Raw genomic sequence first — 14,757 nt, forward strand, 5'->3', positions numbered from 1 at the left:
CCAAGGCATTCACCGTGCGCCCTTTCTAACTTAACCTAAAAGGTTTTTACTCTTAAAAATAAGAGAGAAAAACTAAAATGGCGATTACTCGGTTCTTACTTGGTTACTTCTTCTTTTACGATTATCTAGTTTTCAAAGAACGAAAGTTCTGAGAGATAATTCTCTCAAAACTAAACAAACAAGAAACAATCAAACAAACATGTATTGTCTGGCTCATGGGTCCAGCTTATATCCTTAGAAAGGAGGTGATCCAGCCGCACCTTCCGATACGGCTACCTTGTTACGACTTCACCCCAATCATCTGTCCCACCTTAGGCGGCTGGCTCCTTACGGTTACCCCACCGACTTCGGGTGTTACAAACTCTCGTGGTGTGACGGGCGGTGTGTACAAGGCCCGGGAACGTATTCACCGCGGCATGCTGATCCGCGATTACTAGCGATTCCGGCTTCATGCAGGCGAGTTGCAGCCTGCAATCCGAACTGAGAATGGTTTTATGGGATTGGCTCCACCTCGCGGCTTCGCTGCCCTTTGTACCATCCATTGTAGCACGTGTGTAGCCCAGGTCATAAGGGGCATGATGATTTGACGTCATCCCCACCTTCCTCCGGTTTGTCACCGGCAGTCACCTTAGAGTGCCCAACTGAATGCTGGCAACTAAGATCAAGGGTTGCGCTCGTTGCGGGACTTAACCCAACATCTCACGACACGAGCTGACGACAACCATGCACCACCTGTCACTCTGTCCCCCGAAGGGGAAATTCCTATCTCTAGGAGTGTCAGAGGATGTCAAGACCTGGTAAGGTTCTTCGCGTTGCTTCGAATTAAACCACATGCTCCACCGCTTGTGCGGGCCCCCGTCAATTCCTTTGAGTTTCAGCCTTGCGGCCGTACTCCCCAGGCGGAGTGCTTAATGCGTTAGCTGCAGCACTAAAGGGCGGAAACCCTCTAACACTTAGCACTCATCGTTTACGGCGTGGACTACCAGGGTATCTAATCCTGTTTGCTCCCCACGCTTTCGCGCCTCAGCGTCAGTTACAGACCAGAAAGCCGCCTTCGCCACTGGTGTTCCTCCACATCTCTACGCATTTCACCGCTACACGTGGAATTCCGCTTTCCTCTTCTGCACTCAAGTCCCCCAGTTTCCAATGACCCTCCACGGTTGAGCCGTGGGCTTTCACATCAGACTTAAAGGACCGCCTGCGCGCGCTTTACGCCCAATAATTCCGGACAACGCTTGCCACCTACGTATTACCGCGGCTGCTGGCACGTAGTTAGCCGTGGCTTTCTGGTCAGGTACCGTCAAGGTACCGGCAGTTACTCCGATACTTGTTCTTCCCTGACAACAGAGCTTTACGACCCGAAGGCCTTCATCGCTCACGCGGCGTTGCTCCATCAGACTTTCGTCCATTGTGGAAGATTCCCTACTGCTGCCTCCCGTAGGAGTCTGGGCCGTGTCTCAGTCCCAGTGTGGCCGATCACCCTCTCAGGTCGGCTACGCATCGTTGCCTTGGTGAGCCGTTACCTCACCAACTAGCTAATGCGCCGCGGGCCCATCTGTAAGTGTCAGCCGAAACCGACTTTCAACCTTCCCTCATGCGAGGGAAGAAATTATCCGGTATTAGCTCCGGTTTCCCGAAGTTATCCCAGTCTTACAGGCAGGTTGCCCACGTGTTACTCACCCGTCCGCCGCTAACCACCGGGAGCAAGCTCCCAGTGATTCGCTCGACTTGCATGTATTAGGCACGCCGCCAGCGTTCGTCCTGAGCCAGGATCAAACTCTCCAATAAAGTTGAGTTGATTAGCTCAAAAATGTTACGTTGGCTCATGTTTTCTATTTATATAGAAGAAACATGATCATTATTGTTTGTTGACGTTTTTGTTTGTTTAGTTTTCAAAGAACTATCTTTGTCGCTTGTAAAAGTGACACAAAAAATATTATATCATATTTACCGCAATCTATCAACCATTATTTTTTCAACTGTGATTGACCCGACCGCTCTTTTCAAAAGCGACTTTAATATCGTAACACCATAAGCACTAAGAGTCAACTAAAAATTTTTTTCATTTAAGTGAAACAAAAACATGATAGTTTATATCATAATGCATTACGTCACCCGAAAAAGTGACCGGATTAATAATATATCCTTTTTACGCATAGATTTCAACTGGTAATTTTACCCTGCATAAAACTCATTATTTTATAAATAATCATTGTACCCATCTTACTTTGGAACGGAGTCAAAAAATTCCATAACTCATCTATATCGTTTTCGGGAAGAACTTGCGAACGAAAAGGTGTATCCATTATTGGCGGGCAGGTGTGCGTGAAATGGAGGTGTTTGGCCAGGAAGGAGTTGAGGACTTGATTTCAGGGCGAAAACGCTGTATTGAAGAAAGAAAGGCTTCCCCAAAAGAGTCTTATTCCAAAGACCTTAGGGGCAGCCTTGATAGTATTTTTATTTGGCTCTGTTAAAACGGAATGTTGATTTTACTGAGTTTGAAAAATAAGCGAAAGAATTCCGTTTATTTCGGGAAATACTCCTATTTCCTTAAAAATAAAGGAAGTTTTTCCGGTTATATCATCTAAATCGTTGGATTTTGTGTTATTTAGAGCAGTTAATCGGAAAATCTTCGCTTATCTCTGCTTCTTAAGCTTCCTCTTTATACATTAGCCGGAAATTCTCCGCCTATTAATGTTCATACCTACACGAAAATCAACAATAAATAATAACAGAGCCTTTATTTAATAACTATACATCCACCTTAAAACAACTTAGCTAATAGACTCAACAGAATTCCAACTACTCCGAAGTCTGAGTCGCCGAATGTGGTTCCTTCGAATCCAAGAGAACCAAGGACTGGAAGTAATAAGGCAGGCAAGAAAGAGATTAATAGACCATTAGCAAACGAACCGATCATGGCACCCCGTCTGCCGCCAGTGGCATTTCCAAATACCCCTGCTGCCGCACCTGTAAAGAAGTGCGGGATTAATCCTGGAACAATCACTTTTAATCCAACTGCCGGAAGTAAGAACATAGAAATAAGACCGGCAATAAAGCTGAATAAGAAACCGATAATCACCGCATTTGGCGCAAACGGGAACACCGCAGGACAGTCCAAAGCAGGCTTAGCATCTTTGACGACCTTGTCGGCAATCCCTTTAAAGGCTGGAACAATCTCAGCGATCAGCATGCGTACACCAGCAAGAACAACATATACACCGGCCGCAAAGGTAATCGCCTGCATAAGCGAAAAGACAAGGAAGTTAACGCCGCCGCTTAATTTTGATTCAACAAAGTCCTGTCCAGCAATCGGTGCAACTACCAGGAACAGGATGGCCATCGTTAAGGACATCGCGACTGAAGTATCACGCAAAAACCCAAGTGACTTTGGAACCTTTATATCCTCTGTTGATTTGGACTTGTCACCGACAAACTTTCCAATGGTACCGGAAACAAAATAACCAAACGAGCCAAAGTGGCCGACGGCGATGCTGTCGTTGCCAGTAATTTGGCGTACATAAGGCTGCAGCAAAGCAGGCATGAAGACCATTAATAATCCTAGAATAATTGAACCAATCACAATCAATGGGATACCCGTAACCCCGCCAGTTGCGAAAACAGCCGAAATTAAACAAGCCATAAATAAGGTATGATGCCCGGTTAAGAAAATATATTTAAATGGGGTAAAACGAGCAATGACAATGTTCATGACCATCCCAAACAGCATGATCATAGCTGTTTCTCTACCAAATGTCTGCTGGGCAATGGCGACAATCGCCTCATTATTCGGGATGATTCCCTGAATATGGAAAGCCCTTTCAAACATCTTTCCAAAAATATCGAGAGACCCTGTTAAGATGGAAGCCCCTCCTCCTAAAATAAGAAATCCCATAATGGTCTTTAACGTACCGGAAATAACATCCGCAATCCCTTTTTTCTGAAGGACCAGACCCAGCAGGGCAAATAATCCTACGAGGATGGCAGGGGTTCCTAATATATCATTCATAATAAAATCGAACATAACATTTCCCTCCCTTAAACGTTTCTATGTACACTCTAGCTTTCTATCTAGTGGTTTGACGATTTTCAGGTTATACTATAATGGACTATTATATTTTTTCATAGCTGACTCGAGGAAAGGCTGTCTTCCGCACTATCTGCCAGGATATCACATGGAAGACCTGCCGCCTTTTCTTCTTGAGTCGGCCTTTTTTTATAAAAGTTACAATACGTGCTTCTCAAGTGCGCTCTTTAATTCGTTCTGATCCAAAATGTTGGTCAGACCCACAATGGTTCTTGTGCCATCATCCAAAGCAGCAATTAGATCCTTTGAGCCAAGATACAAATCAGCCTTTTCGGACTTAGCAGTGGTCAAATCCGTATGCGATACATCTGCTTGGACACCTAACTGACCTAATACTGTTTTTACATTCATCTCTACAATAAAGCTGCTTCCTAATCCGTTTCCGCAAACAACAAGAATTTTTTTCATGATTATTTCCTCCTCTATTCTTTTGAAAATTGATTGATAATGTTTTCAACATCGGCCTCTGTTTGGGCCGTTTTTAATTTTTCAAGAGTGGTTCCATCAGTTAACATGTTTGACAGCTGCGACAACGCTTTTAAATGGGTCTCGTTATCAATTGCCGCAAGGACAAAGAACAGATTGGCCTGATGCTCTGGTTTGTCAGAAAATGAGCAGCTTTCCTTCAAGCGCAGAAAACTCATTCCCAGCTTGTTCACTCCTGCTTCAGGGCGGGCATGCGGCAGGGCAATTCCAGGGGCAATGACAATATAGGGGCCAATTTCCTTTACATTTTCAATCATGGCATCCACATAACTTGTTCTAATCGATTGGTCGGCGACCAGCGGTTCAGCTGCCATTCGAATAGCATCCTCCCAGCTCTCCACGCGGTCAGCAAATCTAATTTTATCGACAGTAAGCAGTTCGTTTAGCATCGGTTTTCTTTTCACCTCCACTTTTTCTTTCTTCATATAGTAAAAGCTCTTAAGCTCCTGATAAAGGGATTCTTCATTATGGATATCAGCATGCCTCCGGATGATGGTAAGTAAAGCCTCTATGCTCTCAGATCCTTCCAAATCGGTCGCAGACTGGATTTGCTTTAACAACAAGGTCTTCTCCGCATGATTTAAAATGGGATGGACCACAAACACCGGCAGTCCCTTTTCTTCGAGCGGCGTAGTCGTAATGACAAAATCAATCCCGGTCAAGTCTGCCCTTTCATACTCTCGAACAGTCAGGGCATTGACCACATCCACGGTTGGAAGCAGGTCTTCAATTTGCTTTTGCAGGATCCGGGAAGTCCCAATTCCACTTGCACAAACGACCATCGCCTTTTTTCTGGAGGCGACCTTCACTCCCTCTTTATCCAGCCATCCGCCAAAATGCATGGCAATATAGGCAATTTCATCGTCTGAAATGTGTTTGCCAAGCGCAAATTCAAAATGGTGGACGACCTTTTTGGTTAACACAAATAAGTCGGGATACGCATTCTGTACAGATTCGGATAAGGGATTATCATATTCAATTCCATATTTGAGACGAAAATAAGCTGGCTTCAAATGAATCAGCAGGTTCCTCTCGAGCTCCTGACGATTTTGAAAAAAGACACAAGCCAGTTTTTGAAAATCATCCACCATCAACTTGATCAATTGCTTCAGATTGACTAGCTGTTGATTTTCAACATCACTAGGATGGTAATCACTTATTTTCGCCCCCAAAAGATAGGTGGTCATATAGAAACTTTCATCCTCCGGCACGAGAACCTCGAATACGCTTTCAACTCTTTCACAAATAAAACGCGCTGCCAGGTATTCCTTCGTTTCCTTGATGACTTCCTTCTCAACCGGATCCATATGGATGTATTTCCCTTGGGTAAACCGCTTGATCAGTAAAAATAGGTGGGCGCTTAAGGCTTGCATCACTTCATCTGTATACTGAACACCTGTAAAACGCTCGCACTCATTAATAATTTTGTAGATTTGCTCAAGGTCTGACTGTTTAAGCAAGTCCAGAGGTAACGCGTCTTTTTGATTCATCGTCATTTGAATTTCCGATAAAAGGTCATTCCACCTTCCATTGGTCATTACCTGTGACAAAAAGAATAGGAGCAGTTTTCTTTTATCCTGTTCTTGCCCCTCAATAAAATAACCTGAGCTTTTGTGAAATTTCAACTGTACATGAAATGGCAGGAGCTGCTCTTTCAGCTGTTTAATGTCTGCCAGCAATGTACTGCGGCTCACATTCAATCGGTCCATCAAATCCTGTAGAAAGATCTCATTCTCACGAGTAAGAATCAAAATGGTCGCCCAGGAAACCCTTTCTCTTGGAGAAAATTCATAGCTCTTTTTCTTATCAAAATAAGCCAGTTTTTCCTTAACCAGCTGCTTCCCGTCATCACTTAGATAAAAGCCAGCAGACCTTACATAGCTCAACAATTCTAATCCATTATCCTTCAGCCAGCTATTAATCTTGTCGATGTCATAATAGACAGTCCGCTTCGAAATCTTCAGCTCCTCCATCAATTCAGAAGGAGATACATAGGCTGAGGCGTAAACAACTTTATTCAGTATGGCAATACAACGTTGGTCCAATATCATGAAGCGCGCTCCCTTCCTTCCGTAACTTTACTAGGGCCCTTTCCTACGGAGAAAGTTCATTGTTTTTTGCAACGTTTGGACTGGTTTGTCCAATTAATGTCTATCTACTATTAATATACTATTTGCAGAGCCAAAAGAAAGTCCAAATATTGTGAAGTGAAGTTTGCAAGAGTTGGACCTTTGAGCCAAGAGAGTTTTCCTAAAAAAAGGAACCTTGGTTTAAGGAACATAAATCCACGCTGTCCATGGTGATTACGGCAAGGGAAATTACCACCTATGCCAAGTTTTTTACCAGTGTTCACCGATGAATTTGATTTTACCATTGGTGGTCACGTCAAAAGAGTACGGGAATACAACGTTAAGGATTTTGAAAAATAAAAAGCCTAATCCCTCCTTATTTTTTAGCGAGAAATTAGGCATATAATCTTCAACGATAGCATCCGATTGTTGAAACTATATCTAGAGAGGGTCTGACCCCCGAATTCACGTATATCAATATTTCTAGTATACATTGGAAAGTTTTTGATAAGAAAGGGCAGTAGTCACGTTAAATGCAAAAAAGATGCACCAAATGGTACACCTTTAAAAATCTGGCTCCATATGTTCTCCAATCCAAGCTGCAATTTCAGGAAAGGACACTTCCGGCTGGTCTGGATCCACGATTTGAACGCAGAAATCCTCTGCCTTTTTCGGAGGGACGATTAATCGGTATCGGTTTTGTCGAAGAAACATATATAAACTAGCAAATGCTGTACGCTTGTTGGCATTGTGAAAGCAATGATTCTTTAATAAACTTTCAAACAAGGCCGCTGCTTTTTCTTCAATTCTAGGATAGGCATCTTCCCCAAATGCACTCTGTTTTGGACGATTAACTGCACTGCTTAAAAGACCTTCATCTTTCACACCTTGCTGTTCTTTTGGGGAATACAATCTTATTTGGTGAATATTTAAAAAAATAACCTGGTGCTCTGTTAAATATTTTACTTCATCCATGATGAACTACCTATCAACTAGGTTTCTGAAAGTTTGGTCGTATTCATTAATCATATCGTTCATTTGCTCCAAGAATTCTTCATCAATTCCCTTTGGCAGCTTTAAATTTGGTTTTTTCTTAATCGTTACTTGACCATTCACTATATCAAAACGTACTTCATCCCCTTGACCGATTCCCAAGTGTTCCAACACTTCCTGTGGTAAGGTAACCCCTAAACTATTCCCGATTCTTGTTACTTTTCTTTCCACTTCTCTCACCACCGTTTGGGTCATAACTATTCCTCCTTACTATTTATATACACTTTCCGGGTGGTTTATAACCGTTATAATGAATATTTTGTACTAACGTTATAACGATATTAACATACAAAAGTTAATATTCACAGTGGAATAATTCCGTCAAATAAGGACATTGAATGACAGGCACCATCCTTTAAAGAACTAAAGACTATTGAGGACCTTAATCAATAGATGAATATAATGATGCAGTGGACATTTTAAATAATGAATTTTATTTGATACCTTTAGCGGGAAAAAATAAAGAATAAGCCTGCCTCAATCTTCGACAAAATTCGGGAGATTTCTGGTGGTGACAGGCACCCAAACCTAAACTGGAAATCCCCTGGATGATGCCTGTCACCCACTATTTGGGATTAGCCTATTATTTAATGGCTGTAGCTGAAAGCCTATAAAAAAAAATTCCGGGGTCCTATTATGGCCCCAGAATCTTTCGATCTAGCTAGATTATTTCCTTCCTGCCCGCTGAACCCGGAGCATGGCTCCTCCAAGAATCAGGATGATCAGTCCCGCAAGCAGCCAGTTGTACATGTCTGTGGCGGTTGCTGGTAATGTCTCTTCGGTTGTTGGCTTCAAATCCGGTTTTTGCACGAGGTCAGTAGGCTGGAAAAGAGCAAAGGTACTAAAGTGGTTTGTCTTAGCCCTTACTTGATCGCCCTCAAATGTCCCGCCGACCAATTCCCATGCCTTCTTATCTTCATTGAAATAGTGTACCTTTAATTGCTCCGGATGGGCAGATCCATTAACAGCAAAACTAAGTTCAATCTCATGAGCAAACTGATGGATAATACGATTACCCTGTTTAATCGTCAGCTCATAGATTTCCCCTACTGCCAGCTTCGAAAAAGGAATTTTAACAGAATTTTTATCAAGCTCTGTTATGCTGATGGTCATGTCTTCCTCTTTAGCAAAGTTAACGGCCGGGATGAGCAGCTGAACATCCTTGCCAAAAATCTGAATGCTGGCCTGCTTGTTAATTAAAGCAGCCAGCTGCTCAGCAGTAAGTTTGACCACTATATCCTTAGCCTTGGTCCCTTTCACATCGATCGCCAGTGTTCCCTTATCATCCAGAAGCTCCACTGCCTCATCAGGAACCGTTACGATCTTGTCCGCCACCTCAGGTATCACCTTAACGACTGGTTTTAGACGAATCACGGTAATGGTATAGGTAGCGGTTAGCCCATTTTCCGAAGTAACTTCAATGGTCTGAACATTTCTTCCCTCTTTCAGTAATACCTCTTCACTTTCATCGCCACTATCAAGCGGTTTCCCATTTATTTTCACCGTTGCTTTTGAATGCGCCGTTGTTGGTGTGAAGGTCATTTTTTCCACCTTGTTGGCAACATAAAGGGTATATTGCGTGTTTCCTGGTGTAAACGAAGGCGTCAAATTCCCGACGCTGCTTGCTAATCCGCTAAGTGTAGCGTCACTTGAGAGGATATAAACGGTAGCCGTCACCACACTTGTATGCAACCCGTCATTTATACCAATCGATAGGACGTGATGTGGCTTGTCCTGTGCGCTTAACTTTGAAGAATCGGCTACAGAAATGTCCCCCGTTGCTTCATTCACGGTGAAAATGCCATCGTCGTTGCCGGACTGAATGGTAAACGTGAGCCCAGCACCATCCACATCACTTGCCTCAACCATCCCCACTTTTGTGCCCGTTTTGGCTGTTTCTTCAATGGTAAAATCAGCGTCCTTGCCAACCGGTGCATTGTCATTGACATTGTTTAGATGGATTGCCAGCGCCGCTTCTGCTGTATGGTCGCCGTCACTGATCTCAACGGTTAAGGCAAAGACCGATCCTTCTTCATAGTCCAGTTTAGCAGAATCAGTTACCGTCACTTCACCCGTGCTTTCATCCATCGCAAACGCACCCGCTTCGTTTCCAGCGGTGATTTTGTATGTCAACGTATCCCCATCTGCATCGGAACCCGTCACGGCCCCGACAACCGTTCCGGCAGCACTATTTTCATCAATAGAAAAAGCTACGTCCTCACCAACCGGTGCATTGTCATTGACATTATTCAGGTTGATTGCCAGCGCAGCTTCCCCAGTATGCAGGCCGTCACTGATCTCAACGGTTAAGGCAAAGCCCGTTACTTTTTCATAGTCCAGTTTGGCAGAATCCGCCACCGTCACTTTACCCGTATGTTCATCCATCGCAAACGCACCCGCTTCGTTTCCAGCGGTGATGTTGTATTGCAAGGTATCTCCATCTGCATCGGAGCCCGTCACGGTCCCGACAACCGTTCCGTTTGCACTATTTTCATCAATGGAAAAATCAGCGTCCTCACCAACCGGTGTATTGTCATTGACATTTTTCAGATTCACCTTAACGGCAGCGTCCGCTGTATGGAGGCCGTCACTTACTTGAACAGTCAGGGTAAAGCTTTGAACCTTTTCAAAGTCCAGTTTGGTGGAATCCGCCACTGTCACTTTACCTGTGTTCTTATTAATGGCAAACGCACCCGCTTCGTTCCCAGCGGTGATTTTGTATTGCAATGGATCTCCATCTGCATCAGAACCCGTCACGGTCCCGACAAGCGATCCGTCAGTACTATTTTCATCAATAGTAAAGGTCGCATTATTGATAACCGGCTGATTGTCATTCAGATTATTGACCCCAATCGTTACGGTTATGACAGCTGTATGGCCGCCGTCGCTTACCTCCACAGTTAAGGTAAAGCCTGAGACTTTTTCATAGTCGAGCTTGGTGGAATCCGCCACCGTCACTTTACCAGAATGTTCATCCATCGCAAACGCACCGGCTTCGTTTCCAGCAGTGATTTTGTATGTCAACGTATCCCCATCTGCATCAGAACCCGTCACGGTCCCGACAACCGTTCCATTCGCACTATTTTCATCAATTGAAAAAGCAGCGTCCTCGCCAATCGGTGTATTGTCATTGACATTATTCAGGTTAATCACAACCGCGGCATCTGCTGTATGGAGGCCGTCACTTACCTGAACAGTAAGTGTAAAGTTTTGAACTTTTTCAAAATCTACTTTTCCTGGATCCGCAACCGTGATTGTGCCTGTTTCACGATTGATCCCGAAGGCACCAGACTCATTGCCAGCGGTAATCGCGTAATGAAGCACATCGCCATCGGCATCATCACCAGATACAGTTCCGACTGCCGTACCAGCTGCAGCATTTTCATCAAGGGTGAACACCGCATCATCGACAACCGGCTGATTGTCATTCAAATTAATGAGTCCAATCGTCACTGTCGTCGCTGCTGTATGGTCGCCGTCGCTTACCTCCACAATTAAGGTGAAGCCTGAGATTTTTTCAAAATCCAGTTTGCGAAAATCTGCGACCGTCACTTCACCAGTGACTTTATCAATCGCAAACGCACCAGCTTCATTGCCAGCTGCGAGCTTATAGGAAAACACACTACCCTGATCACCGTCCGTTGCCGTAACGAACCCAACCGAAGTACCTGCTGCCGTGTTCTCATCTATATTGGTCGTAAATCCTTGCGGCACAGGCTGGTGATCGTTCACATCATTTACATTGATGGTGATCGTCGCAATATCGGATTCCGCACTACGAAGCAAGGCCTTATATAAATCGTATGCCTGGGTGACCTCACTATCTAAGGCTTGCACCCTTAATTGATAAATGGTTTTCTTTTCAAAATCCAGTTGAAGGCTATCCGCAACCATAATTTCACCAGTTGCAGCATTGATGCGGAATGCGCCGTCCTCATTGCCGGAAAGAATTTGGTACCGAAGGACATCGCCATCAGCATCCGTTGCATTCACCTTGCCAACCACTGTCAAAATCGGTGCATTCTCATCGACGTTAAATACAGCATCCTCGGCAACCGGTTGATTGTCATTTAGGTTATGTAAATGAATCGTCGCCGTTGTTTCAGTTGTATGGACACCATCGCTGACTTGAATCGTTAAGACAAAGGTCTTGACGGTTTCATAATCAAGTTTAAGAGAATCGGCGACAGTCACTTTGCCATTGCTTTGGTCAATAGCAAACGCCCCGTCCCCATTTCCCGCTGTAATCTTGTAGGAAAAAGAGCTGTTGGCATCCACGTCGGTTGCCGTTACTTGGCCTACCACCGTTCCATTTGCCAGATTTTCGTCAATGCTTTTTGTAAATCCTTGAGCGACTGGGTGGTGATCATTCAAGTCATTGACCTGAATCGCAGCCGTCAACGTGACAGGATCAAACCCATCATTGACTTCAACCGTTAACGAATAGTTCTGCCTTTTTTCAAAATCTAGTAAACTTCCATTCGCAACCGTGATTTCGCCATTAGCGCTATTGATGGTAAAAATGCCCTCCTCATTTCCGGACAGGATCCGGTAGGTCAGCGCTTGTCCATCTGGATCACTGGCTCCCACATTCCCCACGACTGTCCCAATCGCGGCATTTTCATCCACGGAAAATTGGCGATCCGCTGCGATAGGCAGACGATTTCGAGTGACCTTCACGTTATAGATTTCCGTGCTCCCGTTCTGAGCCGTTACCACAATCGGAATCACATGCACACTAGCAACAAGCTCGATGAACGGCGATTCCTGTCCGCTTATCACCGGATTCAGGCCAACCGTTACAGTGGCATTAGCATCGGCAGTTGTTGGAGTAAACTTAATTTGGCTTGTGCTATTCGGAACATCAATGGAATAATCCTTAACCCATGGTGAAAAAACAGGATTCAACGTCCCGGTGCTGGCCGTTAAATTGGCCAATAAAGCATTATTGGATGGCGCTGCTTTTTGAACCGTAATCGTATAGGTCTTGACGGTTCCATCCTGTGCTGTCACCTTTACTGGAATGAAATTAAACCCTGTCTGTAAGGGAACCGCTCGTCCTATTCCATTCGGCACGAGTTGATTATCTACCGTGATCGCAGCACCCGGGTGGACAGCCAACGGGGTGACTTGAATGGATGGAGTATCATAGCCTACCGATACAGAGTAGTTTGTTGTATTGGGCATAAATCCTGGGACCAATGCTCCGGGACTAACAAACAAATTGATTAAATCGGCATTACTGGAAAGCGGCGGGGCAAAGTTTAAGCCGAAGTCGGTACTAGTTCCGTACAAATACTTCACGTTCCTTAAGCCCGTTTCTTCTATGACAATCATGATATTCCCAGCTGTATCCATTTCAGCGATTAGTTCCTGCGGAGTTCCACTCATAGACTGGGAGGGTACTTCCTGCGTTCCTTTTTTCCATATTCCGGCCTCTTTCACCATTGCGTAAAAAGTCACAGGGCTGGATGCATTTTTGTACATGATGACATAAGGCATGTTGTTGATGATGCTAGTTTTGAAAGGACGACTCATCCCGTCAGTGGATAAGACTTCATTTGTCCACCCGCCTGAATTGTTTGAAAGAAAATACGATGTATACGCTTTTCTATCATAGTAGGCGATGTATATTTTTCCAGAGGAATCTAAGGTGAAGGGTGTTGAATAGTAGTTTTTCTGGTCTGTAATCGAATCAATAATTTTCTCATGCACAGCAGGAAAGTTCGGATCGCTCACTTTCTTGTGCGTATAATAGACATTTCCATAATAACTATTTTGATTATCTTCTTTGACATACGTGATGTGAATCGTGTTAGTTTGATCCACCTTTATTTGCGGGTCCTTTACTTCATCAATTGCACTTGCCCCACTGACAAGTGGTTTAATCACCCAAGATCCAGATTGGTTGGTCGCATAGCGGACCTCATACTTCCTTGGATCATTGGCATCATTGTACACATAAACAATATGGGCCTTGCCATTTGTATCAAAAGCGATCTTAGGTTTGTACATATTTTTCCATCCATTAGGATCTTGAGCGCTTTCCACCTTCTCAAACGTCCAGCTGCCATTTTTATAAATGCCATACTTTACGCCTCGCTCACTGGTCGTACCGGAACCCCTGTAAAAAAGAAAGGTCGCATAAATGGTATTGTTGCCATCAATCGCCACATCCGAAACTCCGCTATTAAATCCACTATCTCCTGTTGCAGCAGCGGTTATCGCGGTGACTTCCTTCCATTGGTTATTCTCCCATTTTTTGATTGCAATCTCATCCGTCCCTTTCACATGAGATAGATAGAGATCCCCGCTGGGACTAGTAAATAAATTTCCATTGGCCCAGGCATTTTCCGTAAATTGATGGACAAGTCCTTCTACCAACGTACCGCTGGCCGCATAGCTACGCTGCGTGGCACCAATCGGCCCCGCAATGACAAGCTGTAAAAAAAGGACAAAAGCAACTAATCCTTTGAAACTTTTAATCTTCAAAAGCCGTTCCCCCTTTAAAAACAAATAGAAAAAAGCTCCATCGTCAATCAAACTAGTACTAACGTAGTGCGACAAATTTCACTCTTTCTCTACCTAATTATTAACTATGTTGGTTTTTTTGACAAGAAATAACAAAAAATTCTCTCTAGCTCCACGAGAAGCGTATCCGCTTACCCTATTTCGAACCAAAACAGGTTTAATTCGGAACTCGGAAGATTAGTAGTGTTTCGCAAATAAACTCTAAAAATCCGCAAATAAAATGCTTGGGGCCCCGCACGAAATTTAGAAATCCTAAATAAAACGGCCAAAACCATAAATAAAATAGTACAGCAGCTACGTGGTGCCAAAGGTGCCAGCGTGATTGACCGCAACATCGTCGAATATGAGATTATCTAATGAACAGGGCCAGATTCAGTTGATGAACCCGGCCTTTTTACGTGCAAAACTTCCGATTGTCCCCTTTAAGAACCGGCCCCGTGCATCACATCCATACTTCACAAACCTGTCACACCTACCCCTGTCCTTTCCCTCCCTTTTTTCCTAAATAGAGGTTGAAAGGGTGGTGCAATT

The 14,757-nt window shown here is 44.1% G+C and carries 6 protein-coding genes and 2 rRNA genes (1 of these 8 running past the window's edge); all 8 read right to left on the reverse strand.

Going from position 1 to position 14,757, the window contains the following annotated elements:
• A 23S ribosomal RNA gene (locus ACZ5AE_RS27135) occupies nt 1–36 on the reverse strand; it reaches 2,900 nt to the left of the window's first position.
• Between the two features lie 202 nt (nt 37–238).
• Nucleotides 239–1,788, reverse strand: a 16S ribosomal RNA gene (locus tag ACZ5AE_RS27140).
• The 16S and 23S rRNA genes sit together here, the layout of an rRNA operon.
• Before the next feature lie 976 nt (nt 1,789–2,764).
• Nucleotides 2,765–4,024: a PTS ascorbate transporter subunit IIC gene (locus ACZ5AE_RS27145; protein WP_464567850.1), complete on the reverse strand. Its 1,260-nt coding sequence runs from the start codon at nt 4,022–4,024 to the stop codon at nt 2,765–2,767.
• Between the two features lie 201 nt (nt 4,025–4,225).
• Nucleotides 4,226–4,495: a PTS sugar transporter subunit IIB gene (locus tag ACZ5AE_RS27150; RefSeq protein ID WP_464567852.1), complete on the reverse strand. Its 270-nt coding sequence runs from the start codon at nt 4,493–4,495 to the stop codon at nt 4,226–4,228.
• Between the two features lie 14 nt (nt 4,496–4,509).
• Complete coding sequence (locus ACZ5AE_RS27155) at nt 4,510–6,624, reverse strand: BglG family transcription antiterminator (protein ID WP_464567854.1); 2,115 nt, start codon at nt 6,622–6,624, stop codon at nt 4,510–4,512.
• A 582-nt stretch (nt 6,625–7,206) separates the two neighbouring features.
• On the reverse strand, nt 7,207–7,617 hold the full coding sequence (locus ACZ5AE_RS27160) for a type II toxin-antitoxin system death-on-curing family toxin (RefSeq protein WP_464567856.1): 411 nt from the start codon (nt 7,615–7,617) through the stop codon (nt 7,207–7,209).
• A gap of 6 nt (nt 7,618–7,623) precedes the next feature.
• Nucleotides 7,624–7,890, reverse strand: a complete 267-nt coding sequence (locus tag ACZ5AE_RS27165) for an AbrB/MazE/SpoVT family DNA-binding domain-containing protein (RefSeq protein WP_464567858.1) — start codon at nt 7,888–7,890, stop codon at nt 7,624–7,626.
• 471 nt (nt 7,891–8,361) lie between these two features.
• Nucleotides 8,362–14,187 carry a cadherin domain-containing protein gene (locus ACZ5AE_RS27170; protein WP_464567860.1) on the reverse strand — a complete coding sequence of 1,942 codons (5,826 nt, stop codon included), beginning with the start codon at nt 14,185–14,187 and terminating at the stop codon, nt 8,362–8,364.
• Nucleotides 14,188–14,757 lie beyond the last annotated feature (570 nt).

This window comes from Neobacillus sp. S1227 (assembly GCF_055385255.1).

What these genes read in the sequence shown, in the direction of transcription:
- ACZ5AE_RS27145 (WP_464567850.1), bottom strand. Translation starts at nt 4,024, where the DNA reads ATGTTCGATTTTATTATGAATGATATATTAGGAACCCCTGCCATCCTC.
- ACZ5AE_RS27150 (WP_464567852.1), bottom strand. Translation starts at nt 4,495, where the DNA reads ATGAAAAAAATTCTTGTTGTTTGCGGAAACGGATTAGGAAGCAGCTTT.
- ACZ5AE_RS27155 (WP_464567854.1), bottom strand. Translation starts at nt 6,624, where the DNA reads ATGATATTGGACCAACGTTGTATTGCCATACTGAATAAAGTTGTTTAC.
- ACZ5AE_RS27160 (WP_464567856.1), bottom strand. Translation starts at nt 7,617, where the DNA reads ATGGATGAAGTAAAATATTTAACAGAGCACCAGGTTATTTTTTTAAAT.
- ACZ5AE_RS27165 (WP_464567858.1), bottom strand. Translation starts at nt 7,890, where the DNA reads ATGACCCAAACGGTGGTGAGAGAAGTGGAAAGAAAAGTAACAAGAATC.